The sequence below is a fragment of the Shinella granuli genome (assembly GCF_004341885.1).
Classification (GTDB): Bacteria; Pseudomonadota; Alphaproteobacteria; order Rhizobiales; family Rhizobiaceae; genus Shinella; species Shinella granuli.
The window spans coordinates 55,500-78,684 of sequence record NZ_SLVX01000014.1; the positions used below are offsets into that span (position 1 = coordinate 55,500).

Below are 23,185 nucleotides of genomic sequence, written 5' to 3' on the forward strand. Positions count from 1 at the left end.
GCCTATTTCTTGCCGATGAGGCCGAGCAGATTGCCGAGGCCGGTCTTTCTGGGTTTCTTGATCGTCGCGCGCCCCGTCACGAGATGGGCGATCTGCGAGAAGGTCTCCGCCGTCGGCGACTTGCGGTCCATCTCGGCAATCATGCGGCCGCTGTTGGCGGCCGTGCCGAAGAGCTGCGCGTCGAAGGGAATGACCGCGATCGGCTGTATGCCGAGCGGTTCGCAGAAATCGTCCGTCGCGATCTCCGGCCGCTTCGGCAGGCCGACCTGGTTGAGGATCAGGTGCGGCGGCTTGTCGTTCGGCCGAAGCTTCTTCAAGGCGTCGAGCATGTTCTTGGTGTTGCGCAGGTTCGCAAGGTCCGGCACCGCGGTGATCACCAGCTCGTCGACCTCCGACAGCAGCGTGCGCGTCCATTCCGACCAGGCATGCGGCACGTCGAGCACGGTCACCGGCGCGCTGCGCTGCAGCACCTCGACGATCGGCTGGAAGGAGCCGCGCTCGAGATCGTAGGCGCGGTCGAGCATGGAGGGCGCCGCAAGCAGCGACAGGCGCTCGGAGCACTTCGTCAGCAGGCGGTCGAGGAACATCTCGTCGAGTCGCTCCGGCGCGTAGATCGCCTCGGAAATGCCCTGCGGCGGATCCTGGTCGAAGTCGATATTGGCCGTGCCGTAGGGCAGATCGAGGTCGGCGAGGATCACCTCCGTCTGGAAGAGGCTCGAAATGTCGAAGGCGCAATTGTGCGCGATCGTCGAGGACCCCACGCCGCCCTTGGCGCCGATGAAGGCGATGGTGCGGCCGAGCGGTTCGGCATCGGGATCGACGAAGATCGTCGACATGGCGTTGAGGATCTCGGCCATGCCGACGGGGCCGACCATGTATTCGGAAATGCCATTGCGGATGAGGTCGCGGTAGAGCGGAATGTCGTTGTAGCTGCCGACGATGATGACCTTGGTGCTGGGATCGCAGACCTCGGCGAGCGGGGCGAGCTCGTCCATGATGCCGCGCGGTTCCGTCGAGGTCTCCAGGATCAAAAGGTTCGGCGTCGGGGCCGAGGCGAACATGTTGGCCGCCGCCGCGATGCTGGCGCTGGAGACCCTGAGGCTCACCTTGGCCATGCGGCGGTCCTGGCCGCAACGTTCCATGGTGCGCAGCATGGCCTCGCTTTCGCAGAAGGCATGGACCGAGATGCGCGGCAGCGGGCGCACGCCCTCCAGTTCGGCGGACCGGACCGTCTCCTCCGCCTCGGCTGCGCCCCCGCGCTCGATGGTGTAGTCTACTGTGCTCATCGTCATGCCCGTTCCTGGTGTCCGGCGGACCGGATGGATATGTGCCTGCCCTGGCCGTCGATCAGAGCGGCGGTTGGCCGATATCGCGATAATCGTCAATAACATTGGAGCGCCGTGCCGCATCGATCTCGGTCATGCCACGCGGCTGCACGAGATCCATCGGATTGGCGATCTGGGCGGCAAGGTTCGCCTGCGATGCGCAGCCGAAATTGTGGTAGTTCCTGTTCTCCATCGTGTTGACGACGAGATCCTCCGGCCATTGGCCGCACGGGCCGGTCTGCGCGGTGATGGCGAAGAAGGCAAGCCGGATCGGCGCATTGGCGCCGTAGCCGCTCGCATCATAGCTCGTCTCGATCAACTGGTCGCGCTTCACGCCCGCCACCGTCAGCGTCGTGCGGATATCCTTGCGCAGGTTGTTCGCCGTCGCGGCATTGGCCGAGCCGCGCGGCAGCATGATCTGCACGGCGCTGCGCGATTTTGCGGCATGGTCGGCGGCAAAGCCGCGGATGTTGTCGCGCATCGCCATCGTCAGCGCCCGGTCGCCGATGGCCACGGGAATGTCCATCGTCTGCGCGGTCTCGGACAGCACGATCGGGTGGCGCGTGCGGTAGTCGTCCGGGATCGAGGCCGTGGCGGACCTGTCCGGCCGCGCGCCGCAACCGGCAAGCAGGGTGGCGGACAGGACGAGGGTCGCCGCGAGCACGGCGCGCATCGGCAGGGTCTGGTGCATGGTGCGGTTCCTTGCGGGGAGCCAAGTCTTGCTGGTCGTGTCGCGCATGTCCCGTCCCGTCACTTGTAGATGAAGCCGATGGAGCCGTGGTAGTTACCCGCCGGCACGGCTTGTTCCTTGCGGCCGTAGATCTTGTTCACCTTGCCGAGGAAGAAGCTCGCCGCATCGTTGGTCGCATTGAAATTGTCGTCCGGACGCTGGAGCGCGGTGCGCGCGACGGGCCGTACGAGATAGGGCGTGGCGATGATGACCATTTCCGTCTCGTTGCGCACGAAGTCCTTGGAGCGGAACAGCGTGCCGAAGATCGGAATCTTCGACAGGCCCGGCAGGCCGGAGACGGCCTGGCGGATATCGTCCTTGACGAGGCCGGCGATGACAATCGAACCGCCCGACGGCAGCTCGACGCTCGTCGTGGCCTCGCGGCGCCGGATGCCGAGCACCGTCATGCCGGGGATGGTATTGAGGCCGCCATAGGTCGCCGATCCTTCGAAGGTCGGTTCGGAGACCTCCGTCTCGACGCGCAGGCTGATGCGGCCGGGTGACAGCACGACCGGGCGGAAATTCAGCCGGATGCCGTATTCGACCTGGGAAATGCTGCGGGTGACCGTCGGCGTTTCCCCGTCGTCGCCGCCATCGATCGTCTGCTCGGTCGGAAGGCGGAAATCGCCGCCGACATAGAAGCGGGCCTCTTCGCCGGAAATCGCCGTCAGGCTCGGTTCGGCAAGGGTCCGCATCACGCCGGCCTGTTCCATGGCGCTCATGCTGCTGGCAAGGGCGAGGCCGCCGATCGTGCCGGAGGCGACGCCGTTGGAGACCCAGTCCGCAGCCCCGCCGAGATTGGTCGGGTTGCGGAAGGAGATGCCTGCATTCGACCCCTGCGCGGCGCCGTTGAAGCCGAGCTGCTTGAGCACCTGGCGGCTGACTTCCGCCACGGTGATCTTCAGCGTCACCTGGTCCTCGCCGTCGATCTTGAGCATGTTGACGACCTGGGAGCGCTGGCGCACTTCGCCGAAGATCGCCGCATCGCCGTTGTTGCCCTGGGCCGTGATGTTGCGGGTCGTCGCCTCACCGCCTCGCAGGAAGATTCCCGCGATCTCCTCGGCTCGCTTGGCGTCCTGCGGGGTGCGCACGGTGCCGTTCAGCACGATGTTGTCCGACATGATCTCGACCTGGATGTCGGAGTCGGGAATGAAGCGGCGCAGGTTCGCCTGGAGCCCGTCGATGTCGCGCTCGACCGTGAGGTCGATGCTGACGATCTCCTCGCCGCCCGGCCCGAAGATGAAGATGTTGGTCTGGCCCACTTCCTTGCCGAAGAGGTAGATGCGGCGCGAGGTGCGGGTGACCGCGTCCGCCTTGCCCGGATCGGCGACGAGGATATCGTGCGCATCGGTCGGCAGGTCCACCACGATCGCCTTGTTGAGGCCGAGCTTGACCGCCTTGCGGGCGCCGGGGCCGCTGTCGTTGATGCGGATGACGGAAGCGGTCGCCGCTTCGGCGACAAGCGCCGGCGTGCCGTTGAACACGACCTCCGGCAGGCCGGACAGCGCCAGGCAGACGCTGAGCCCGCCGGCAACAGAAGCCCGAAAAGTCCTTGTGATTCCAAACACGGGTCAGCTCCTGGTCACTTCTGGGCTGCGGGCGCGCCGCCGTTTACGATTTCGCCGGTCTTGATCACCTGGATGATCGGCATGCCGTCGCCGCCGCTGAGAAGGTAGTCGGCCGCGCCGGTATCGGCTTCCTGGGCGTCCGCGATGCTGCGCAGCGCCAGCGACAGGCGCTCGGCCATCTGCTGGGCGACGGCGATCACCTTCGTCTGGTCGGGCGTGAGTTCCAGCGTCGCGGTGGTGCCGACGGCGGATTTCGAGCCGTCCTCGTTTTCCTGGATCTGCTGGTCGATGGCGAGCACGCGCACGTTCGACAGCACGGTCTCGGTTATGTAGGAGCCTTCCGGGCTCTTGCGCACCATGATGACATCGACGCGGTCGTTCGGCAGGATGAAGCCGCCGGCGCCCGTGGCGACCGAGATTTCCGTCGCGACCGCCCGTTTGCCCGATGGCAGCAGCGACGACATGATGCGGTTGCTCGCGTCGGCGATCTTCTCCTGGCGGATCGGTTCGCCGTTGAAGATCGGCATGCGGGCGATGGCGCCGTTGAGGCTCTCCATCGCATCCGGCCGGCTCTGCTCGGTGATGAACCCCTCGACGACCGAGCCTTCCGGCCAGGCCGCCCAGGCGATCGTTTCCGGATTGAGGCGCGCGCCGACCGGCAGGCTTTCCCTGGCGACCAGCACCCTGACGGTCGGCTCGCGCTCGACGACGGCTTCGGTCTGAACGGGCGCGCGCCCGCCGGCGACCTTCAGGGCCAGAAGCCCTGCGACGCCGGCCGAAACGACGGCCACTGCCAGAATGATGATTCGCGCCGGTCTCATGTGGTTTCCCTGGGCTGCGGACTTTCCTATCCGCCCACATTGACCGGCAATGGTGTAATTATGGTTAATAAGCGCCTTACGCGCATGGTTAATGCGAGGCTAACGGTGCGAGGATCGCGAACAGGCATCAACCCCGGCGCTTCAACCGGGGCTGGCAGGACGACCATGAAAACGAGTTTGGCAGCAGCCGCTCAACCGAGCGCCGCGAGCATCAGCGGCGAGGACGGATAGGCGAGGAAGGCGCCGATGCCGATCGCGATGCCATAGGGTACCTTCCTGGCCTTGAGCAGGTGATCGGGAACGGGCAGGCCCGAGGCGAGGATCAGGTTCGTGTTGGCGCGCAGGGCGAGGATCGCGATGGTCAGCAGTCCGCCGAAGAAGGACACGTAGACCAGGTATTCGATGAGGGAGAAGCTCATGCCGAACCAGACCGCGCTGGCGGTCAGGAGCTTGGCGTCGCCTCCACCCATGACATTGAGGGCGAAGAGCGCGAAACAGATGGAGAAGACGAGAAGGCCGGCGGCAAGATGCATGGCGATCTCCGTCAGGCCGAGGCCCGCCAGCGGCGCCACGACGACGAAGGCGGCAAGAAGGATCGCCGAGACCCGGTTGGGGATGAGCATCGTCAGGAAATCGGAGCAGGCCGCGACCGCAAGGCAGAGTGGGAAAACCACGAAGATGATGGCCTGGGTCATGATACTCTCCATTTCGGCGAAGAATGCCCGCGATCCGTTTGGAAAAGGATAATGCCGGAAAACAGAAAGCCGCCTAAGAGGCGGCTTTCCAAATACGGAGATTGGTTTTCCGCCGGCGATTACTTGTTCACTTCGGTGGTCAGCTTGGTGCCCAGCGTGGTAAACGTCTCGTTCAGCGAGTTGCCGAGGGCGGTTGCGCCGGTGATGAGGGCAACGGAAATCAGGGCGGCGATCAGGCCGTATTCGATGGCGGTGGCGCCCGATTCGTCCTTCATAAGGCGAGCGAAAATCTTGGTCATGGTATTCTCCTAGCTCCACGATTGTTGGTTCAGCACGTCCGCCAACTGTTTCCGTTGTTCGGATGGTTGCAACCTACAGGCAAGCCATTTCCATCGACTTAAGGAAATCGGTTAACGGAACCTTGCCAATCGCCTGCCGGATTTATGGTGAGCATTCGGTTAATCCCCCTACGCGCGCGTATTTTCCCTTTGTTTGGCCCGCTTGAAGGGTGATGCACGCCAAATCGGCGGCGGATAAATCTACAAGGCTAGCGAGTGGCTTAAGGCTTCGTTCACCATTCGCAGCGATGCTATCGGTGTTTTATCGCAGGGATGACTGTTTATGGGACGCGACTGGATCTTCGCTGCGGAAGCCGCAAAGCTTGCAATAGCCGCTTTTGTCGTGGCGGCGACGGCGTCTTCCGCCCTTGCCGACGAGCCGCTGATGCGCGTCTACATGGACCACGCCCGCGTGCTCAAGCTCGATCGCCCCGTCAGCAAGGTGATCATCGGCAATGCCGATGTCGCCGATGCGACCGTGGCCGATGCCCAGACGATCGTGCTGACCGGCCGCAACTTCGGAACCACCAACCTGGTCCTGCTCGATGCGGACGGCAACGCCATCGTCGACGAACGCATCCTCGTTTCGATCGACGAGGGCAACACGGTGCGCGTCTTCCGGCAGACGGACCGCTCGGTCCTCTCCTGCACGCCCAATTGCGAAGAGCACGCCGCCCGCAACAGGAACGGAGGCTGACGCCTCGTCCCGCTTCGGGCGTCCGAATGCGGGAAACCGTTCAACTCCTCCGCATTACGCATACGAAATATAAACGGTCTGCGGCCTATTCTCGCCCGTGTCCAGCATTTGGGAACGGATCGCGATGTCGCTCGATCATGATGCACCTGTCCGCCGAAGGCCGAAGAAGGGCCTGTTCGGCCGCTTTCTTGCCCGGCGTGACGGCGCGACGGCCATCGAGATCGCGCTTCTCAGCCTGCCCTTCTTCATGATCGTCTTCGCTTCCCTTGAGACCTTCATCGCCTTTTCCGCCGAGCAGCTTCTCGCCAACGCCACCGAAACCATGGCGCGCAAGATCAGGACGGGCGAAATCCGCTCCTCGGGCAACTCTACCCAAGACGAGGAGACGTTCCGCAAGGCTTTCTGCGACGAGATCGCCATCCTGATGCCCTGCTCGCCCAAGGAGATCAAAAAGGCGGACAAGCTGTTCCTCGACGTCAGGAGCTTCGCGAAGTTCTCCGACATCCCGAAGACCACCCCGCTTACCGGCAGCGATCTCGACCCGTCTTCCTTCAAGATCGCCCCCGGCGGCAAGCGGACCATCAACATCGTGCGGGCCTACTATCGCTGGGACATCGTGACGGACCTCGTCCGCCCCTATGTCTCCAACATCCGCGCGGCCGACGGTTCCCGGCAGAACTACCTGATGATCGCGACGGCCGTCGTCCAGAACGAGGACTATCCGTGATGCGCAAGGTCCTTTCCCCTCCCGACGTCCTCAAGGGCTGGCAGACCACCGGGCGCGGCATGCTGCTGCGGCTGCGCCGTTTCGTCGAGGATCGCCGCGGCGTCGGCGCCATCGAATTCGCCATCGTCGCGCCGCTGCTGATGATGGCCTATGTGAGTGCCTTCGAGGTCACCGTCGCCATCACCGCCTCGCGCAAGGTCAGCCGCGCTTCGGCCACCATTTCCGACCTCCTGACGCAGAGCAATACGACCAACAAGGCGACGCTCGACACGATGAAGAACGTCGTCGCCAAGATCGTGGCGCCGTTCCCCGTCAACAGCGCCTATACGCTGAAGATCACCGGTGTCGCCGTTGCCGCCGACGGCAAGGCGACGGTCGCCTGGTCGCGCGACCAGGCCGGGAACGCCCCCTATGCCAAGAACAGCGTGGTCACGCTGCCGAGCGACATGGGCAACATGGAGACCTTCATCGTGCGCACGGAACTGTCCGTGCCCTATTCGATCCTGCTGCTCGCCCCGAACCTTGATTCGAATCTCAACAAGATCAAGCTCGGAAGGACGAGCTATTTCCGCCTGCGCGTCGGCAAGAAGATCGACTGCTCCGACTGCTGAGCGCACCGCAAGGCCTGCCGATTTCGCTTGAACCGCGCACGAGCCCCGTGTCATGTCTGGCAGTTCATCCGTCCGTCCGGCAGGCCGGATGCGGACAGACGGCAGGTGATCCATGGCGCGAGCCTTTCTCTTCGTTCTCGATTCCTTCGGCATCGGCGGCGGTCCGGATGCCGCCGCCTTCGGCGATCTCGGCGCCGACACGCTCGGCCACATCGCCGAGTTCTGCGCGGCGGGCGTCGCCGACCGGCCGGGTCTTCGCCAGGGACCGCTGAAGCTTCCCAACATGTCGGCGCTCGGCCTGCTGCATGCCGCCCGCGCCGCGACCGGCCGCTTCCCGCAGGGCATGGACGTGCCGCAGCGCGTCTTCGGCTATCACGGCGCCGCCAGCGAGGTCTCCAACGGCAAGGACACGCCCTCCGGCCACTGGGAGATCGCCGGCACGCCCGTCAGCTTCGACTGGGGCTACTTTCCGGCGGAAGGCGACGCCTTCGAGCCGGAGCTGGTGGAGGCCATCACGATGGCCGGCAAGGTGCCGGGCATCCTCGGCAACTGCCATGCCTCCGGCACCGACATCATCGCCCGCCACGGCCTCGACCATATGCGCAGCGGCAAGCCGATCTGCTACACCTCCTCCGATTCCGTCTTCCAGGTCGCCGCGCACGAGCGCGCCTTCGGCCTCGACCGGCTGCTCGCCTTCTGCGAAACGGTGCGACAGATCCTCGACGAGCGGCCGGGCGGGCGCATCGGCCGGGTCATCGCCCGGCCCTTCGTCGGCGAGACGCCGGAGACCTTCGAGCGCACCGGCAACCGCCGCGACTATTCCGTGCTGCCGCCGGAACCGACCCTGCTCGACCGGCTGACGGAGGCCGGACGAACCGTGCATGCCGTCGGCAAGATCGGCGACATCTTCGCCCACCAGGGCATCGGCCGGCTCACCAAGGCGAACGGCAACATGGCACTGTTCGACGCGACGCTCCGCGTCATGGACGAAGCAGCGGACGGCGATCTCGTCTTCACCAACTTCGTCGATTTCGACATGCTCTACGGCCACCGCCGCGATGTCGCGGGCTACGCCGCCGCGCTGGAAGCCTTCGACCGGCGCCTGCCGGAGGTGGACCGCAAGCTGAAGCAAGGCGACATCGTCATCCTCACCGCCGACCATGGCTGCGACCCGACCTGGCGCGGCACGGACCACACGCGCGAGCGCGTGCCGATCATGAGCTTCGGCCCGGGCCTGCGCTCGCGCCTGCTTCAAACCCGTACCACCTTCGCCGACATCGGCGAAAGCGTCGCACGCCATCTCGGCATTGCGCCGGGCCCGCATGGAAGGAGCTTTCTGTGACGAAACCCATGCCCAAGGCGGAGCTGCACTGCCATATCGAAGGCGCGACCCCGCCGGCCCTCGCCCTTTCCCAGGCGAAGCGCTACGGCATCGACACCTCCGCCTTCATCCGCGACGGCGCCTATGCCTGGCAGGATTTCACCAGCTTCGTCGCAAGCTACGATGCGACGGCGAACCTCTTCCGCACGGAGGAGGACTATGCCCTGCTCGCCGAGACCTACCTCACCGGGATCGCCGAAGCCGGTGCCGTCTACAGCGAGCTGATCGTCTCGCCCGACCAGGGGGACGCCGTCGGCATCGGCGCCGATGCCTATATAAGCGGCCTTGCCGAGGGCGCCGGGCGGGCCCGGGCGAGGACCGGCATCGAGACGCGCTTCCTCATCGTCGGCATCCGCCATTTCGGCCCGGAACGGGTGGTGAAGGCGGCGGAATATGCCGCCCGCCGGCCGCATCCGCTGATTTCGGGCTTCAACCTTGCCGGCGAGGAGCGCATGCACCGCGTCGCCGATTTCACCCGCGCCTTCGACATCGCCCGCGATGCCGGCCTCGGCATCACCATCCATGCCGGCGAGCTTTCGGGCGCCTTCAGCGTGCGCGATGCGCTCGACCATGTCCGCCCCTCGCGCATCAGCCACGGCGTGCGCGCCATCGAGGACGGCGACCTTGTGAAGCGGCTGGCGGACGAGGGCGTGGTGCTGGAGGTCTGCCCCGGCTCGAATATCGCGCTGAAGGTCTTCCCGGACTTCGAGCATCACCCGCTGCGCGCCCTTCACGAGGCCGGCGTGCGCGTGACGCTCAATTCCGACGACCCGCCGTTCTTCCACACCTCGCTCGCCCGGGAATACGAAATCGCCTCCTCCGTCATGGGCTTCAGCGACGCGGCGCTGCTCGGCATGACGCGGACAGCGATCGAGGCCGCCTTCGTCGACGAACCGACGCGCCAGGGGTTGCTTTCCCGGCTTTGACGGGCAAGCCGGCTGGGGATGTTGCCGGCCGGGCGCGCTCCACTCTTGCGGCCTTGCGCCGTTCCGTGGAAAAAGAGGCGTTTACTCATTTTCGGAAGGTTGGCCATGGACGGCGTCACAGTCATCGATCACCCGCTCGTGCAGCACAAGCTGACCATCATGCGCAAGAAGGAGACCTCGACGGGGAGTTTCCGCCGCCTCCTTCGCGAGATCTCCACCCTGCTCTGCTACGAGGTCACGCGCGACCTGGAGCTGACCACCGCGCGCATCGAGACGCCGCTGGAAGAGATCGACGCGCCCGTCCTCGAAGGCAAGAAGCTGGTCTTCGCCTCGATCCTGCGCGCCGGCAACGGCCTGCTCGAAGGCATGCTGGAACTGGTTCCATCCGCCCGCGTCTCCCATATCGGCGTCTACCGCGACCACGAGACGCTGGAGGCGGTCGAATATTTCTTCAAGGCGCCCGACAGCATCGACGAGCGCCTCGTCATCGTCGTCGACCCGATGCTGGCGACGGGTAATTCGGCGATTGCCGCCATCGACACGCTGAAGAGCCGCGGGGCGACGAACATCCGCTTCCTCTGCCTGCTCGCCGCGCCGGAGGGCATCCGGAGTTTCCGCGCGCACCATCCGGACGTGCCGGTCTACACCGCCTCCATCGACCGCCAGCTCAACGAGAAGGGCTATATCGTGCCCGGTCTCGGCGATGCCGGCGACCGCATGTACGGCACGAAGTGAGCGGCTGACCGGACAGGGCCTCTGCCCTCTCCTCCGTCATGGTCGGGCTTGACCCGACCATCCACGCCACACCCGCCGCATGGATCCTCGGGTCAAGCCCGAGGATGACTTGAGGGGGGGGGGGGCGAGGGTGCTCGCAAAAGCATTTAACGCGCCATTTACCAAGCCGATCAAAGATCGTGGAGAGGGGCGCCGTCGAGCGCCCCTTTTGCCGTCCGTTAGCCGGATGCGTGCTATTTCGGGACAGATCCTCCCGGAGACTGTCCCATGTTCGTTCGCAGCCTTGTCTTTCTCGTCGGTTCCGTTGTCGCGGCCGCGGCCTTCGTGCCCGGCGTTGCGACCCGTTATCTCGACGCGACCGCCAAAGCACCCGAGACGAAAGTGGAGAAGGCGGCCGTGGAGACCGGCAAGGCCGCGGCACGCTATACCGGCAACCGCAGCGCCGTCATCAGCGCCGATCCGAACGGCCATTTCACCGGCCTCTTCGCCATCAACGGCCGCAAGGAGGAAGGCCTGGTCGATACCGGCGCCAGCATGGTCGCCATCAACATCTCGACGGCGCAGCGCCTCGGCATCGCCAAGACGGACCTCGATTTCCGCTATGCCGTCGACACGGCGAACGGCAAGGCGCGCGCCGCCTATATCCGCCTTAACCGCGTCGAGATCGGCCCGGTGCGCATGGAGAATGTCGGTGCCATGGTGCTCGACGACAAGGCGCTGTCGGGCACGCTGATCGGCATGAGCTTCCTGAAGGGGCTGTCGTCCTACCGCGTCGAGGGCGGCAAGCTGCACCTCACCCGCTGATGCGCGACAGGATGTCCGGCGAGGGCAAGGGGGCCTCCGGCGCGATCCGGTAGAGCCCGGCAAGCCGCGCCGCGCCATGCGCCGCGCTCTCCGCATCCGCCGCATGCACGCGGCCGATCTCCTCGCCCTTCTCCACCGTCGTGCCGAGCGGCAGCAGCCGGTCGAAACCGACGCGATGGTCGATCCCGTCGTCCGGGCGGCTACGCCCGCCGCCGAGCGCGATGACGGCAAGGCCGAGCCCACGCGTGTCGCAGGCGGCAAGATAGCCGGAATGCGGCGCGATGACCGGCCGGATGACGGGGGCCGGCGCAAGATAGGCGTCCGGCCGCTCCATGAGGTCGGCCGGGCCGCCGAGCGCCTGCACCATGCGCCCGAACGTCTCGGCCGCCGCGCCGCTGGAAAGGGCCGTGGCGGCACGGCCTTCGGCGGCGGCGATATCCTTGTCCAGTCCCGACAGAACCAGCATTTCCGCCGCGAAGGCGAGCACGATCCGCTCCAGGCGCGTCCCGGTCTTCCCGCCCTTCAGGAAGGCGATGCAGTTGGCGATCTCGACGGCATTGCCGGCGGCATCGGCGAGCGGCTGGTTCATGTCGGTGATGAGGGCGGCGGTCGTGACCCCGGCCCCGTTCGCGACCGCGACCAGCGAGCGGGCCAGCGTCTCCGCCTCGCTCGTCTCCGCCATGAAGGCGCCGTTGCCGACCTTCACGTCGAGCACCAGCGACCGGAGGCCGGCGGCAAGCTTCTTGGAGAGGATGGAGGCGGTGATCAGCGGCACCGAATCGACCGTCGCCGTGACGTCGCGGATGGCATAGAGGCGCTTGTCGGCCGGCGCGAGGTCCGCCGTCTGGCCGATGATGGCGCAGCCGACCTCCCGGACCGTGCGGCGGAAGCGCTCGGCGGAGGGCATGATCGTGTAGCCGGGGATCGATTCCAGCTTGTCGAGCGTGCCGCCGGTATGGCCGAGCCCGCGGCCGGAGATCATCGGCACGGCAAGCCCGCAGGCCGCCGCGATCGGCGCCAGCATGAGGGAGACATTGTCGCCCACCCCGCCGGTCGAATGCTTGTCGGCAATCGGCCGGTCGATGTCCGACCAGTCGAGTACATCGCCCGAATCGCGCATGGCGAGCGTCAGCGCCACGGTCTCCTCGCGCGCCATGCCGTTGAACCAAACCGCCATGGCGAAGGCCGCCACCTGCCCTTCCGAGACGCTGCCATCCGTGAGGCCGGCGATGAAGCGGGCGATCTCCTCGCGGGTGAGGAGCTCGCCGTTCCGCTTGCGGCGGATCGTCTCCTGCGGGAGCATGCTAGTAGCTCGCGGGCGGTGGCGGCGCGGACTGGCCGCCGAGCACGGAGAGGATGTCGCCGAGAAGGCCGGAGGCGCCGAAGCGGAAGGTTTGCGGCGTCGCCCAGTCTTCACCGAGGATCGAGGCGGCGAGCGCCAGATACTCGCCGGCATCGGCGACCGTGCGCACGCCGCCGGCCGGCTTGAAGCCGACCGGCTTGCCGCTGTCCCTGATCGCCGTCAGCATGATCTCGGCGGCCGGCAGGGTCGCATTGACGGACACTTTTCCGGTCGAGGTCTTGATGAAGTCGCTGCCGGCGGCAATGGCGAGGTCCGACGCCTTGCGGATGAGCGCCGCATCCTTGATCTCGCCGGTTTCCAGGATGGTCTTGAGACGCACCGGCGGCGTGCAGGCGGCCTTGACCGCCGCCACCATCTCGCTCACCGCCGCCGCGTTGCCGGCGAGGAAGGCGCGGTAGGGGATGACGAGGTCGATTTCATCGGCGCCATCGGCGATCGCCTGCTGCGTCTCCGCCAGCACCTCCTCGACCGCAAGGTCGCCTGAAGGGAAGTTGACGACGGTCGCGATCTTCACCGCGTGGCCCGCGCCGAGGATATCCCGCGCCTCAGCCACGAAGCGCGGCCAGATGCAGATGGCGGCCGTGTTTCCGAAACGCGTCTGCGCCTGGGCGCAGAGCGTGTCGATGGCGGCGGCATCGCAGGTGTCGGTGAGGTCCGTCAGGTCGAGCAGCGAGAGCGCCTTTTGCGCGGTGGCCTTGATGCTGTCCTCATGCATGGTCTTCGTCTCCGCCCGCGATCATTTCGCCGAGGATCGCGGCAAGCCGCTTCCCGCCGATCGGGGCCATGTCCTTGGTTTCGTGATGGCTGAGTTCGCCGCCCGTCATGCCGGCACCGAAATTGGTGATGACCGAGGCGGCGGCGACCTTCAGGCCGAGATGGCGGGCGATCAGCACTTCCGGCACGGTCGACATGCCGACGGCATCGGCGCCGAGGACGCGCGCCATGCGGATCTCCGCCGGCGTTTCGAAATTCGGGCCCGAGAACCACATATAGACGCCCGACGACAGCGGGATGTCCAGTTTCCCGGCCGCCCTGTCCATGCGCGCGGCAAGGCCCGCGTCATAGGCATTGGTCATGCCGACGAAGCGGTCGTCGCTGTCGATGCCGATCAGCGGATTGGCGCCGGAAAAATTGATATGGTCGGAAATGCGCATCACCGAGCCGGGCGGCATGTCCTCGCGCAGCGAGCCTGCCGAATTGGTGAGGATCAGCGACGTGACGCCGAGCCCCTTCAGCACCTCGATGGGCGGGCGCATGGCATTGGCGTCGCCGCGCTCGTAATAGTGCACGCGGCCGGACAGCATGATGACCGGCACGGTGCCGAGCGTGCCGATGACCATTTCGCCGGCATGGCCGGAGACGGAACTGACGGGAAAGCTCGGCAGGTCCGAATAGGGTATGCGCAGCGGGTTCTCGACGGCCTCGACAAGCGCGCCGAGGCCGGAGCCGAGCACGATGCCGTAGCGCGGCAGCACGCCGCCGAGGCGGGCGCGAAGGAGCTCTGTCGTTTCCGCGCTCATCCGATCACATCCGTCGCAAAGCCGTGCGGCAGCAATTCTTCCATGGTCATGGTCTTCTTCACCCCGGTCTCGTCGCACAGGTAGATCGGCGTCCCGGCGGTGGCGAATTCCGCGATCTTCTGCCGGCAGCCGCCGCAGGGCGGGCAGAGCGGCAGCTTCTCGGCGATGACGGCCATTTCGACGATCTTCCTGTTGCCGGCCATGATCATGTGGCTGATCGCGGTCGGCTCGGCGCACCAGCCCTGCGGGAAGGACAGATTCTCGATATTGGCGCCGGCATAGATCTTGCCGTCCTCGGCGCGGATCGCCGCGCCGACGGGGAATTTCGAATAGGGCGCGTGCGCGAAGGCCATCGCGGCGCGCGCCGCCTCGAAGAGGTCGTGGGACATTTTCAGCGCTCCTTGACGTAGGGCACGCCGCCGGCCTTCGGCGGAATGGCCTTGCCGATGAAGCCTGCAAGCAGGATCACCGTCAGGATATAGGGCAGCGCCTGCATGAACTGTACCGGCACCCTGCCGATCAGCGGGAAGGCGTAGCCCTGGTAGCGGATGGCGAAGGCATCGAGGAAGCCGAAGAGCAGGCAGGCGAAGAGAATGTTCTTCGGCCGCCACTTGGCGAAGATGAGGGCCGCGAGCGCGATATAGCCCTTGCCCGCCGTCATGCCCTTGGTGAAGCCGGCATTGGCCGAAAGCGAGAGATAGGCGCCGGCAATGCCGCACAGGATGCCGCAGCAGATGACGGCGCGGTAGCGCAGCCAGATCACCGAGATGCCGGCCGTATCGACCGCGCCGGGGTTCTCGCCGACGGCGCGAAGACGCAGGCCGAAGCGCGTGCGGTAGAGGATCCACCAGCTCGCCGGCACCATCAGAAAGGCGAGGTAGGTCAGCGGCGAATGGCCGGACAGCAGCCCCGAATAGAGCGGGCCGAGGATCGGCACCTCGCGCACCGCATCGGCAAACGGCAGCGTGATCCGTCCGAAGCGGCCGTCCTCCGTCAGCGCCGGCGTGCGCCCGCCCTGGCGGAACCAGGCCTCGCCGAGGATGACCGTGGAGCCGGCGACGACGAAGTTGATGGCGACGCCGGAGACGATCTGGCTGCCGCGCTGGGTGATCGAGGCATAGCCGTGCACCAGCGAGAGCAGCACCGAGACGAGCACGGCGGCGAAAAGCCCCATCATCACGGATTGGCTGATATAGGCGACGCAGCCGGCCGCGAAGGCCGCGCCCAGCATCTTGCCTTCGAGGCCGATGTCGAAGACGCCGGCCCGTTCGGTAAAGAGGCCGGCAAGCGCGGCAAGGATCAGCGGCGTCGAGAGGCGGACGGTCGACTGGGCCAGCTCGATGAAGACCTGAAAGAAATCCATTGATATCAGGCTCCCTTGGTGGCGGCGACGTCGCGGGTCTTCGGCGAGAGCCCGAGGACGAGGCGCGTGATGGCCGGGCGGAACATGTGCTCGAGCGCGCCGGCGAAGAGGATGACGAGGCCCTGGATGATGACGATCATGTCACGCGAGATGGAGGGCATCTCGAAGGAGATTTCCGCCCCGCCCTGGTAGAGCATGCCGAAGAGCAGCGCCGCGGGAATGATGCCCGCCGGATGCGAGCGGCCCATCAGCGCCACGGCGATGCCGACGAAGCCCGCGCCCTGCACGAAGTCGAGCTGCATGCGGAACTGCTCGCCCATGATCGGGTTCAGCGCCATCATGCCGGCCAGCCCGCCCGAGATCATCATGGTGATGACGATGATCTTCGCCTCCTTGATGCCGGCATAGCGCGCGGCGGCGGAGCTGTGGCCCATGGTGCGCATCTCGTAGCCGAGCCGCGTGCGCCAGATCAGCACCCAGACGCCGAAGGCGGCAAGAAGCGCCAGCAGGAAGGAGATGTTGAACGGCGCCGTGCCGACGGAAAGGCCGAAGATCGACATCAGCCAGTCGAGCTTGGGCAGCTGGCCGCCGGCATCGAAGGTACGGGTTTCCAGCGACATGGAGCCGAGCGGCTTGAACACCTTGTTGAGCAGGTAGTTCATCAGGCTGGCGGCGATGAAGTTGAACATGATCGTCGTGATGACGATGTGGCTGCCGCGCCTGGCCAGCAGCCAGCCGGGAATCAGCGCCCAGAGCGCGCCGAAGAAGGCGGCGCCGAGGATGGCAATCGGGAAGACGAGATACCAGGGCAGCGTATGATCGAAGGACAGGCAGGCGAGCGCCACGCCGATGCCGCCGATATAGGCCTGCCCCTCGCCGCCGATGTTGAACAGGCCGCAATGGAAGGCGACGGCCACGGCAAGGCCGGTGAAGATGAAGGTCGTCGTATAGTAGAGCGTGAAGCCGATATATTCGCCGCGGCCGAAGGCCCCGTTGATCATGTGGTAGGCGGCTTCCAGCGGGCTTTCGCCGACGATGAGCACGACGAGGCCGGAAATCAGGAAGGCGACGGCGAGGTTGACGAGCGGGATCAGGCCGTATTCGGCCCAGCCGGGCAGTTTCGCGTGCGGGACACTCATTCCGCGGCCTCCTTCCGGCCTTCCACCCCGGCCATCAACAGGCCGAGTTCTCCTTCGGTGGCATCGGGCGTGCGTTCGCCGACGACGCGGCCGGCGAACATGACCAGGATGCGGTCGGACAGCGCGCGGATCTCGTCGAGCTCGACCGAGACGAGCAGCACCGCCTTGCCCTGGTCGCGCATCTCGATGATGCGCCTGTGAATGAACTCGATGGCGCCGACATCGACGCCGCGCGTCGGCTGGCCGATGACCAGCACGTCCGGATCGCGCTCCATCTCGCGCGCGAGCACGATCTTCTGCTGGTTGCCGCCGGAGAAATTGGCGGTCTTCAGCCGCGGGTTCGGCGGGCGGATGTCGTAGGCGGCGATCTTCTCCTCCGCATCGGCGCGAATGGCGTCGATGTCGAGCAGCATGCCCTTGCGGTATTTCGGATCGTCGTGGTAGCCGAGGATGGCGTTCTCGCTTTCCTCGAATTTCAGCACGAGGCCGACATGGTGCCGGTCCTCCGGCACATGGGCGAGGCCGCGCTTGCGCAGCTCGGCAGGATCCGCATGGCCGGTGACGTCGATGGGGCTGCCGTTCAGCAGCACCGTGCCGGATTTCGCGCGGCGGATGCCGGAGATCGCCTCCAGCAGCTCCGACTGGCCGTTGCCGGCAACGCCGGCAATGCCGACGATCTCGCCGGCGCGGATGTCGAAGGAGACGTCGTCGACCATGGTCACGCCGCGGCTGTCGCGCACGGTGAGGTTCTTCACCGAGAGCTTGACGTCGGCAGGCTTCGCCTCACCTTTTTCGACGCGCAGCAGAACGCGGCGGCCGACCATCAGCTCGGCCAGCTCCTCCACCGAGGTTTCCTTCGTCGTGCGCGTGGCCACCATCTCGCCGCGGCGCATGACGGAGACCTCGTCGGTGATCGCCATGATCTCGCGCAGCTTGTGGGTGATGAGCAGCACCGTCTTGCCCTCGGCCTTCAGCTGCTCGAGGATGCGGAAGAGGTGATCGGCTTCCGCCGGGGTGAGGACGCCCGTCGGCTCGTCGAGGATGAGGATATCGGCCCTGCGGTAGAGCGCCTTCAGGATCTCCACGCGCTGCTGAATGCCGACCGGCAGCTCCTCGATGACGGCGTCCGGATCGACCTCCAGCGCATATTCCTTTTCCAGCCGTTTCAGCTCGGCGCGCGCCTTGGTGATGCCGGCGTTGAGGATCTGGCTCTCTTCCGCGCCGAGCATGATGTTTTCCAGCACGGTGAAATTCTCCACCAGCATGAAGTGCTGGTGCACCATGCCGATGCCGGCGGCGATCGCCGCGTTCGGATCGCGGATATTGGCCTTCCGGCCGTCGACGAGGATGTCGCCATGGTCGGCCTGGTAGAAGCCGTAGAGGATCGACATGAGGGTGGATTTGCCGGCACCGTTTTCGCCGATGATACCGTGAATGGTGCCCTTGCGGACCTTCAGGTTGATGTTCCGGTTGGCGTGGACGAGGCCGAAGCTCTTGTCGATGCCCTGCAGTTCGATTGCCAATTCGCTCATGACGATCCACTCTTACGGGGATTTGAGGCCGACGGGCCTTTCGGCCGACCGGTCTTAGTCTTGTTGCTTCCGCCGCCCTTGTCCAGTCCGATTGCGGACGCCGGCCCCAGCCGCTATAGCTCCTGCCGCCCGGCATTCGACCGAGGAGGAAAGCCATGACCATGCCCGACCGCCCCGACGAGACCGAGGCCGACCGTCTCGCCCGGCTGGAGGAACACGTCGCCCACCAGGCCAACACGATCGAGGAACTCTCCGACCAGCTCGCCGAGCAATGGCGCGTGGTCGAGCAGCTACGGTCGAAGCTCGACCGGCTGACGGAACGGTTCCTCGCGCTGGAAGAGGGCTCCCTCGACGCCCCGGCCATCACCCGCCCACCGCACTACTGAAGCACGTCCAGCAGGCGCGCATCGGTTTGCGTGCGCAAAGCAATCCCGGAAGACGGAATCGGCCCGTCTGCGCGATGCAAACGGGCCGTCGCTGCCGCTTAGTAGGGGCAGGTCTCGTCCGACATGTAGTCGTGCACCTTCACCGTGCCGGCGATGATGTCGGCGCGGGCCTTGTCGACCGCGGCCTTCATTTCCGGGGTGATGAGCGGCGCGTTGTTCTCGTCCATGGCGACGTCGACGCCGTTCTCCTTGAGGCCGAGCACGTTGACGCCGGGCTGGAACGTGTCGTCCTTGGCGGTGATGAAGGCGTCGTAGACGGCGACGTCGACGCGCTTGACCATCGAGGTCAGCACCTTGCCCGGATGCAGGCCGTTCTGGTTGGAATCGACGCCGATGCCGAGCTTGCCCGCATCGACCGCCGCCTGGAGGACGCCCACGCCCGTGCCGCCGGCCGCGTGATAGACCACGTCGGAGCCCTGGTCGAACTGCGACTTGGCGATCTCGCCGCCCTTGACCGGGTCGTTCCAGGCATCCGGCGTCGTGCCCGTATAGGCTTCAAGCACGTTCATGTCGGACCCGAGCGACTTGACGCCGCCGATATAACCGCAGGCGAACTTGTGGATCAGCGGGATATCCATGCCGCCGACGAACGAGACGGTCTTCGTCTTGGATGCCATGCCGGCGAGGATGCCGGCGAGCCAGCCGCCCTCCTCTTCCTTGAAGACGACCGAACGGACGTTCGGCTTGTCGACGACCATGTCGATGATGGCGAACTTGGTGTCCGGATATTCGGCCGCGACCTTCTCGAGCTGGGCCGCCCAGGAGAAGCCGGCCATCACGATCGGGTTGTTGCCGTCGCTGGCGAAGCGCCGGAGCGCCTGTTCACGCTGGGCGTCATTGGCGATTTCGAAGTCGCGATAGTCGATGCCGGTCTCGGCCTTGAACTTCTCCGCGCCGTTATAGGCTGCCTCGTTGAACGACTTGTCGAACTTGCCGCCGAGGTCATAGATGATCGCCGGCTTGATGTCCGCGGCAAACGCGCTTGCCGACATGGCGGCCGTGGCAAGAAGGGTGAGAAGGGTTTTTTTCATTGTGCAGCCCTGTTCGCTATTGATCTTATAGGGACCTTCCGCGTGGGCGCCGAAAGGCGCGCAACGGAGCCACCGACCCGTTCCCTTGGGTCAGGCTGGCGGCATCCTTGCATGGCTCAAGGAAAAATTCACCAGAAATTTTTCAACTGGTAAAAAATAGAAGCCGCCGCGAAAGCCTTTTCGCGGCGGCGTGCATCCTTCTGAAAATCCTGCGAAATCAGCCGATGGCGCAGGAAACGCCCGTGCCCCGCAGGCCGCAATAGCCGCCCGGGTTCTTGGCGAGATATTGCTGGTGCACATCCTCGGCGAAGTAGAACGGCCCGGCCTCGGCGATCTCGGTGGTGATCCTGTCGGTGCGTCCCGCCGCCGTCAGCGCGGCCTGGTAGGCGTCGCGCACGCGGCGCGCGGTCGCAAGGTCCGCCGCGTCGTCGAGATAGATCGCCGAGCGATAGGTCGTGCCGATATCGTTGCCCTGGCGCATGCCCTGGGTCGGGTCATGCGCCTCGAAGAACGCCTTCAGCAGCGCCTCCAGGCTCACCTCGGCGGGATCGTAGACGACGCGCACGACCTCGGCATGGCCGGTCAGGCCCGTCGTCGTCTCGTGATAGGTGGGGTTGGGCGTGAAGCCGCCGGAATAGCCGGCCGCCGTCACATGGACGCCCGGGATCTTCCAGAGCAGCCGCTCGGCGCCCCAGAAGCAGCCCATGCCGAGCAGCACGGTCTTGAAACCGTCCGGATAGGGGCCTTCCAGCGGCCGGCCGTTGACGAAGTGGGTCTTGGATGTGGGGATGGGTTCGGCGCGGCCGGGCAGGGCTGCGCCGGGCGCGGGCATGACGGTCTTCTTGTTGAACATGTCGATCAGGAACATTTCTGGCCTCCTGGCCGGTTGGGCAATTCCAGCGAAGGTGCAAAGCGCCTGGCTTGGCGGCACCTGCGCGAAAAGGCGTGTTTCAGGCGGTGAAGCGGCCCGCGACGGGCGGGCGACGGTAGGCGATCACCCAGAAGAACAGCGAGACGGCGAGCAGGACGACAAAGGCCGGCTGCGAGAGCACCCACATGGCCGCCGGATCCCAGGCATAGGGATGGAGGTTGCGCATGATGCCGTCGGCGACGAGCGCGATCGTGTCCGGGCTTGCCGTGCTCCAGGCGACCGCGAGCGGCGTCAGCACCGGCTCGGAGGCTGAAACCGACTGGATCGCATCGATCGTGCCCGCCATGACGGCGACGACCAGCGCGACGAGGCTGATGGCCTTCAGGATGAACCGTATCATCGCGCACCTTCCAGATACCGCCCGCGCAAGCCCAAATCCGCTCCGCTTCATTCCTGCCTATAGATAGGGAGACTGCCGGCTTTCCGCAATCCTTCGCCCGAACCCGAACATCCTTCAAAAATCTGTCAGAAAGCGGTTGATCCCGCCGCAAACCTCGGTATATATCGCGCCGTCCCGCCGAAATGGAAACAGGAAAGCGGTCCGCGCCGGATTGACCGCCGGCAGCGAGCGGACGGACAGGTGGCCGAGTGGTTGAAGGCGCACGCCTGGAACGCGTGTATAGGGGAAACTCTATCGAGGGTTCGAATCCCTCTCTGTCCGCCATATTCCCTTCAAGGTTCTCCCCGATCTTCCCCCGAGGAAATCCGCGCCGAGGCGCATGCCTTTGCGTTCCCTGAACGCCCGCCCGGCAAGCCCCGGCGGGCATTGCCGTCCCGCGGTCAGGAAAGCCAGGCGGGCAGGCGTGGGGGGACGCGGCCGGTCAGGGCGGCTTCGATGCAGTCGGAGAGATTGCCGAAGCGGACGGTGCGGCCGGAGAGGCCCGGGCCGTAATGGGCGTATTTGCCGGAATTGGTGAGGAGCGTGCGGGTCTTCGGCGGGAAGACCGGTTCGGAGATCGAGCACCAGCAGAGGTCGGGCAGGACCTGGACGCCGCCCTCCCTCAGCCGGGCAACGGTATTCCCGGCTTCCGCCATCACGTCGCGGCCGGCGGTGACGATCACGGCGACGTCGGCGTGGCACCTGCGGCCGGCGAGGGCATCGGCGAGGGCCTCGCATTCCGAGAGCGAGGCATGCGGGCTGCCGATGGCGACGAGCTCGACCTCGGCCGGGCCTTCGTTGAACATCGTCCAGACCTCGACCATGTCGGCGCGGGTGATCGTCACGCGGTCGGCCGCGGGCAAGGCCGCGCCGTCCGCCTCCGGCGTCACGCCCTCGATGTGCAGCATGGGCGCGGCGGAGGTGGTGCCGAAGGCGGCGCAGAGGGCCTTGAGGTCGTCCCGCGTCGGCCTTGCCGCGGCAAGGCCGCGCAGGAGCGGGATGCGGTCGGGCGCGGCACGGCCGGCGAGATAGCCGATGAGCGGCCAGAAGGCATCGTCGATCCCGTCAGGCAGATCGACGTCGATGATGCGGCGCGCCTTGCGGTGCTCGTCGAGATAGACACCGGACAGCGGCGCGCGGCCGGTGAGCGCGATGCAGAGGTCGAGGAAATCGGGATGCTTCGCCGTGCGGGCGCCGAGCACGGTGTTGGCGAAGATCACGGCATTGGATTCGGCCCAGGCGATGGCCTCGCCGGTCTTCGGCGCGCTGTCCAGCAGATAGGGCGAACAGGTGAAGGTCGGACGGCAGCCCATGCGGACATAGGCATCGGCGAGGCGGGCGGCGGGATCGCCGAAGGACGGCGGCACGCCCTGCGCCTGCCAGTTGGCACGGTCGACGGAGATGGCGTTCATCGTGGTCGGCACGCAGACCTTCGCGCCCATCTCCGCCATCGTTTCCGCGAAGGTGAGGTTGGCGGGGCTGGCATAGATGCAGCCGTCGATATGGCCCTGCACGACATCGACGAGTTCGTGGGCACCCTGCTGGGCCGCCATGGCCGTGGTGATGCGCATGGCGAGCGCAACGGCGATGCCGTCGCGGCCGTCCAGCATGGCGCGGTCGTCTTCCGTCAGATCGAGCGCGGCGATGGCGGGCGGGGCGACGGGGATCGTGAGGCCGTCAGCCTCGATGGCGGTTTCGCCGATCCGGGCGCTCCGGGCGCGACAGAGGGCATCGAAGGCCGCCTGCGACAGGCGCAGGACCGGCAGGGATTTTCCGAACATCTCGGCGGCGATCAGGGCGCCGAGGGTCAGGACGTCCTCCGCCTCGCTGAAGACGAGGGCGGCGGGGGCGCGGCCAGTGAGGGCAAGGTCGAGCAGGACGCCGGAGCCGGTGCAGGAGCCGCGGCTCGACGGCATCATCAGGATGCCGCCGGTGATCGTGACGCCATGCAGCGGGTGGTGCACGTCGATGACCCGGCCGGTGGCGGGATCGACGCCGCCCCAGAAGCTCAGCGCCTCGCCCGTCGCGATGACCGGGCCGGCGGCGGTGCCGGAAAGGATGCTGCGGGCGGAGAGGTCGGCCATGGGACGGGTCCTGTGCTGCTGGGGTGGTTCCATCAAGGA

25 protein-coding genes and 1 tRNA gene are annotated in these 23,185 nt (G+C 66.1%); 9 read left to right on the top strand and 17 right to left on the bottom strand.

The features are described from left to right. Positions 1 to 2 precede the first annotated feature (2 nt). The 6 genes from EV665_RS20320 to EV665_RS20345 form a co-directional block, all read right to left on the bottom strand. Positions 3 to 1,286 carry a CpaE/TadZ family protein gene (locus EV665_RS20320; protein ID WP_064332725.1) on the bottom strand — a complete coding sequence of 428 codons (1,284 nt, stop codon included), beginning with the start codon at positions 1,284 to 1,286 and terminating at the stop codon, positions 3 to 5. A gap of 61 nt (positions 1,287 to 1,347) precedes the next feature. Further along, a complete protein-coding gene (locus tag EV665_RS20325) occupies positions 1,348 to 2,064 on the bottom strand; it encodes a CpaD family pilus assembly protein (protein ID WP_380687122.1) in 717 nt (238 codons plus the stop codon). Between the two features lie 11 nt (positions 2,065 to 2,075). Continuing rightward, positions 2,076 to 3,623: a type II and III secretion system protein family protein gene (locus EV665_RS20330; protein ID WP_133035473.1), complete on the bottom strand. Its 1,548-nt coding sequence runs from the start codon at positions 3,621 to 3,623 to the stop codon at positions 2,076 to 2,078. Positions 3,624 to 3,637: 14 nt separating this feature from the next. Continuing rightward, on the bottom strand, positions 3,638 to 4,444 hold the full coding sequence (gene cpaB, locus EV665_RS20335) for a Flp pilus assembly protein CpaB (protein ID WP_064332148.1): 807 nt from the start codon (positions 4,442 to 4,444) through the stop codon (positions 3,638 to 3,640). A gap of 191 nt (positions 4,445 to 4,635) precedes the next feature. Further along, on the bottom strand, positions 4,636 to 5,139 hold the full coding sequence (locus tag EV665_RS20340) for an A24 family peptidase (protein WP_133035474.1): 504 nt from the start codon (positions 5,137 to 5,139) through the stop codon (positions 4,636 to 4,638). Positions 5,140 to 5,258: 119 nt separating this feature from the next. Beyond that, positions 5,259 to 5,438: a Flp family type IVb pilin gene (locus EV665_RS20345; protein ID WP_064332146.1), complete on the bottom strand. Its 180-nt coding sequence runs from the start codon at positions 5,436 to 5,438 to the stop codon at positions 5,259 to 5,261. Between the two features lie 322 nt (positions 5,439 to 5,760). Between EV665_RS20345 and EV665_RS20350 the strand changes: the two genes are divergently transcribed. The 7 genes from EV665_RS20350 to EV665_RS20380 all read left to right on the top strand — a co-directional run bounded on the left by EV665_RS20350 (position 5,761) and on the right by EV665_RS20380 (position 11,358). Further along, positions 5,761 to 6,174, top strand: coding sequence for a pilus assembly protein N-terminal domain-containing protein (locus EV665_RS20350; protein ID WP_064332145.1), 414 nt, complete (start codon positions 5,761 to 5,763; stop codon positions 6,172 to 6,174). Between the two features lie 124 nt (positions 6,175 to 6,298). Continuing rightward, the gene (locus EV665_RS20355) at positions 6,299 to 6,901 is read left to right on the top strand and encodes a TadE/TadG family type IV pilus assembly protein (RefSeq protein ID WP_064332144.1); all 603 of its coding nucleotides are present in this window, start codon (positions 6,299 to 6,301) and stop codon (positions 6,899 to 6,901) included. Then, positions 6,901 to 7,512 carry a TadE/TadG family type IV pilus assembly protein gene (locus tag EV665_RS20360; RefSeq protein WP_245507776.1) on the top strand — a complete coding sequence of 204 codons (612 nt, stop codon included), beginning with the start codon at positions 6,901 to 6,903 and terminating at the stop codon, positions 7,510 to 7,512. Before EV665_RS20355 ends, EV665_RS20360 begins: the two co-directional genes overlap by 1 nt. A gap of 112 nt (positions 7,513 to 7,624) precedes the next feature. Next, complete coding sequence (locus tag EV665_RS20365; RefSeq protein ID WP_133035475.1) at positions 7,625 to 8,854, top strand: phosphopentomutase; 1,230 nt, start codon at positions 7,625 to 7,627, stop codon at positions 8,852 to 8,854. A gap of 8 nt (positions 8,855 to 8,862) precedes the next feature. Then, entirely contained in the window at positions 8,863 to 9,819 is a 957-nt protein-coding gene (locus EV665_RS20370; RefSeq protein WP_371328611.1) for an adenosine deaminase, read from the top strand. A gap of 105 nt (positions 9,820 to 9,924) precedes the next feature. Continuing rightward, a complete protein-coding gene (upp, locus tag EV665_RS20375; RefSeq protein ID WP_064332141.1) occupies positions 9,925 to 10,554 on the top strand; it encodes a uracil phosphoribosyltransferase in 630 nt (209 codons plus the stop codon). A 267-nt stretch (positions 10,555 to 10,821) separates the two neighbouring features. Beyond that, complete coding sequence (locus EV665_RS20380) at positions 10,822 to 11,358, top strand: TIGR02281 family clan AA aspartic protease (protein WP_133035476.1); 537 nt, start codon at positions 10,822 to 10,824, stop codon at positions 11,356 to 11,358. Here the strand turns inward: EV665_RS20380 and deoA are convergent. The 7 genes from deoA to EV665_RS20415 are packed head-to-tail and all read right to left on the bottom strand — an operon-like array spanning position 11,348 to position 18,275. Continuing rightward, positions 11,348 to 12,661, bottom strand: a complete 1,314-nt coding sequence (gene deoA / locus EV665_RS20385) for a thymidine phosphorylase (protein ID WP_133035477.1) — start codon at positions 12,659 to 12,661, stop codon at positions 11,348 to 11,350. The two genes, EV665_RS20380 and deoA, sit on opposite strands and share 11 nt — an antisense overlap. 1 nt (position 12,662) lies before the next feature. Further along, positions 12,663 to 13,436, bottom strand: a complete 774-nt coding sequence (gene deoC, locus EV665_RS20390; RefSeq protein ID WP_133035478.1) for a deoxyribose-phosphate aldolase — start codon at positions 13,434 to 13,436, stop codon at positions 12,663 to 12,665. Further along, positions 13,429 to 14,241 (bottom strand): purine-nucleoside phosphorylase, encoded by an 813-nt coding sequence (locus EV665_RS20395; RefSeq protein ID WP_133035479.1) that lies wholly within the window; start codon positions 14,239 to 14,241, stop codon positions 13,429 to 13,431. The genes deoC and EV665_RS20395 overlap by 8 nt, the downstream gene beginning before the upstream one ends. Then, positions 14,238 to 14,630 carry a cytidine deaminase gene (locus EV665_RS20400; RefSeq protein WP_064332136.1) on the bottom strand — a complete coding sequence of 131 codons (393 nt, stop codon included), beginning with the start codon at positions 14,628 to 14,630 and terminating at the stop codon, positions 14,238 to 14,240. Before EV665_RS20400 ends, EV665_RS20395 begins: the two co-directional genes overlap by 4 nt. Before the next feature lie 2 nt (positions 14,631 to 14,632). Then, on the bottom strand, positions 14,633 to 15,604 hold the full coding sequence (locus EV665_RS20405) for an ABC transporter permease (protein ID WP_064332135.1): 972 nt from the start codon (positions 15,602 to 15,604) through the stop codon (positions 14,633 to 14,635). A gap of 5 nt (positions 15,605 to 15,609) precedes the next feature. Then, a complete protein-coding gene (locus EV665_RS20410; RefSeq protein WP_133035480.1) occupies positions 15,610 to 16,743 on the bottom strand; it encodes an ABC transporter permease in 1,134 nt (377 codons plus the stop codon). Then, positions 16,740 to 18,275 carry an ABC transporter ATP-binding protein gene (locus EV665_RS20415; RefSeq protein WP_133035481.1) on the bottom strand — a complete coding sequence of 512 codons (1,536 nt, stop codon included), beginning with the start codon at positions 18,273 to 18,275 and terminating at the stop codon, positions 16,740 to 16,742. The genes EV665_RS20410 and EV665_RS20415 overlap by 4 nt, the downstream gene beginning before the upstream one ends. A 161-nt stretch (positions 18,276 to 18,436) precedes the next feature. Between EV665_RS20415 and EV665_RS20420 the strand changes: the two genes are divergently transcribed. Continuing rightward, a complete protein-coding gene (locus EV665_RS20420) occupies positions 18,437 to 18,661 on the top strand; it encodes a SlyX family protein (protein WP_064332723.1) in 225 nt (74 codons plus the stop codon). Positions 18,662 to 18,759: 98 nt separating this feature from the next. Here the strand turns inward: EV665_RS20420 and EV665_RS20425 are convergent, their stop codons facing one another. The 3 genes from EV665_RS20425 to EV665_RS20435 form a co-directional block, all read right to left on the bottom strand. Continuing rightward, the gene (locus tag EV665_RS20425) at positions 18,760 to 19,752 is read right to left on the bottom strand and encodes a BMP family lipoprotein (RefSeq protein WP_064332132.1); all 993 of its coding nucleotides are present in this window, start codon (positions 19,750 to 19,752) and stop codon (positions 18,760 to 18,762) included. Positions 19,753 to 19,969: 217 nt separating this feature from the next. Beyond that, entirely contained in the window at positions 19,970 to 20,620 is a 651-nt protein-coding gene (msrA, locus tag EV665_RS20430; protein WP_133035482.1) for a peptide-methionine (S)-S-oxide reductase MsrA, read from the bottom strand. A gap of 82 nt (positions 20,621 to 20,702) precedes the next feature. Further along, entirely contained in the window at positions 20,703 to 21,023 is a 321-nt protein-coding gene (locus tag EV665_RS20435) for a hypothetical protein (RefSeq protein WP_244770395.1), read from the bottom strand. A 234-nt stretch (positions 21,024 to 21,257) separates the two neighbouring features. Between EV665_RS20435 and EV665_RS20440 the strand changes: the two genes are divergently transcribed. Further along, positions 21,258 to 21,347, top strand: a tRNA-Ser gene (locus EV665_RS20440). A gap of 116 nt (positions 21,348 to 21,463) precedes the next feature. On the opposite strand, the gene lhpI is transcribed toward EV665_RS20440, so the two are convergent. After that, positions 21,464 to 23,146, bottom strand: coding sequence for a cis-3-hydroxy-L-proline dehydratase (lhpI, locus tag EV665_RS20445; RefSeq protein WP_133035483.1), 1,683 nt, complete (start codon positions 23,144 to 23,146; stop codon positions 21,464 to 21,466). Positions 23,147 to 23,185: the final 39 nt, after the last annotated feature.

Excerpts from the sequence above, each read along its gene's own strand:
- EV665_RS20410 (WP_133035480.1), bottom strand. The coding sequence starts at position 16,743 with ATGAGTGTCCCGCACGCGAAACTGCCCGGCTGGGCCGAATACGGCCTG.
- EV665_RS20395 (WP_133035479.1), bottom strand. The coding sequence starts at position 14,241 with ATGAGCGCGGAAACGACAGAGCTCCTTCGCGCCCGCCTCGGCGGCGTG.
- deoC (WP_133035478.1), bottom strand. The coding sequence starts at position 13,436 with ATGCATGAGGACAGCATCAAGGCCACCGCGCAAAAGGCGCTCTCGCTG.
- EV665_RS20365 (WP_133035475.1), top strand. The coding sequence starts at position 7,625 with ATGGCGCGAGCCTTTCTCTTCGTTCTCGATTCCTTCGGCATCGGCGGC.
- EV665_RS20360 (WP_245507776.1), top strand. The coding sequence starts at position 6,901 with ATGCGCAAGGTCCTTTCCCCTCCCGACGTCCTCAAGGGCTGGCAGACC.
- EV665_RS20320 (WP_064332725.1), bottom strand. The coding sequence starts at position 1,286 with ATGAGCACAGTAGACTACACCATCGAGCGCGGGGGCGCAGCCGAGGCG.
- msrA (WP_133035482.1), bottom strand. The coding sequence starts at position 20,620 with ATGTTCCTGATCGACATGTTCAACAAGAAGACCGTCATGCCCGCGCCC.
- EV665_RS20420 (WP_064332723.1), top strand. The coding sequence starts at position 18,437 with ATGCCCGACCGCCCCGACGAGACCGAGGCCGACCGTCTCGCCCGGCTG.
- EV665_RS20435 (WP_244770395.1), bottom strand. The coding sequence starts at position 21,023 with ATGATACGGTTCATCCTGAAGGCCATCAGCCTCGTCGCGCTGGTCGTC.
- upp (WP_064332141.1), top strand. The coding sequence starts at position 9,925 with ATGGACGGCGTCACAGTCATCGATCACCCGCTCGTGCAGCACAAGCTG.
- EV665_RS20345 (WP_064332146.1), bottom strand. The coding sequence starts at position 5,438 with ATGACCAAGATTTTCGCTCGCCTTATGAAGGACGAATCGGGCGCCACC.
- EV665_RS20425 (WP_064332132.1), bottom strand. The coding sequence starts at position 19,752 with ATGAAAAAAACCCTTCTCACCCTTCTTGCCACGGCCGCCATGTCGGCA.
- EV665_RS20350 (WP_064332145.1), top strand. The coding sequence starts at position 5,761 with ATGGGACGCGACTGGATCTTCGCTGCGGAAGCCGCAAAGCTTGCAATA.
- EV665_RS20325 (WP_380687122.1), bottom strand. The coding sequence starts at position 2,064 with ATGCGCGACACGACCAGCAAGACTTGGCTCCCCGCAAGGAACCGCACC.
- EV665_RS20405 (WP_064332135.1), bottom strand. The coding sequence starts at position 15,604 with ATGGATTTCTTTCAGGTCTTCATCGAGCTGGCCCAGTCGACCGTCCGC.
- EV665_RS20380 (WP_133035476.1), top strand. The coding sequence starts at position 10,822 with ATGTTCGTTCGCAGCCTTGTCTTTCTCGTCGGTTCCGTTGTCGCGGCC.
- cpaB (WP_064332148.1), bottom strand. The coding sequence starts at position 4,444 with ATGAGACCGGCGCGAATCATCATTCTGGCAGTGGCCGTCGTTTCGGCC.
- EV665_RS20355 (WP_064332144.1), top strand. The coding sequence starts at position 6,299 with ATGTCGCTCGATCATGATGCACCTGTCCGCCGAAGGCCGAAGAAGGGC.
- lhpI (WP_133035483.1), bottom strand. The coding sequence starts at position 23,146 with ATGGCCGACCTCTCCGCCCGCAGCATCCTTTCCGGCACCGCCGCCGGC.
- EV665_RS20415 (WP_133035481.1), bottom strand. The coding sequence starts at position 18,275 with ATGAGCGAATTGGCAATCGAACTGCAGGGCATCGACAAGAGCTTCGGC.
- EV665_RS20370 (WP_371328611.1), top strand. The coding sequence starts at position 8,863 with ATGCCCAAGGCGGAGCTGCACTGCCATATCGAAGGCGCGACCCCGCCG.
- EV665_RS20340 (WP_133035474.1), bottom strand. The coding sequence starts at position 5,139 with ATGACCCAGGCCATCATCTTCGTGGTTTTCCCACTCTGCCTTGCGGTC.
- EV665_RS20400 (WP_064332136.1), bottom strand. The coding sequence starts at position 14,630 with ATGTCCCACGACCTCTTCGAGGCGGCGCGCGCCGCGATGGCCTTCGCG.
- deoA (WP_133035477.1), bottom strand. The coding sequence starts at position 12,661 with ATGCTCCCGCAGGAGACGATCCGCCGCAAGCGGAACGGCGAGCTCCTC.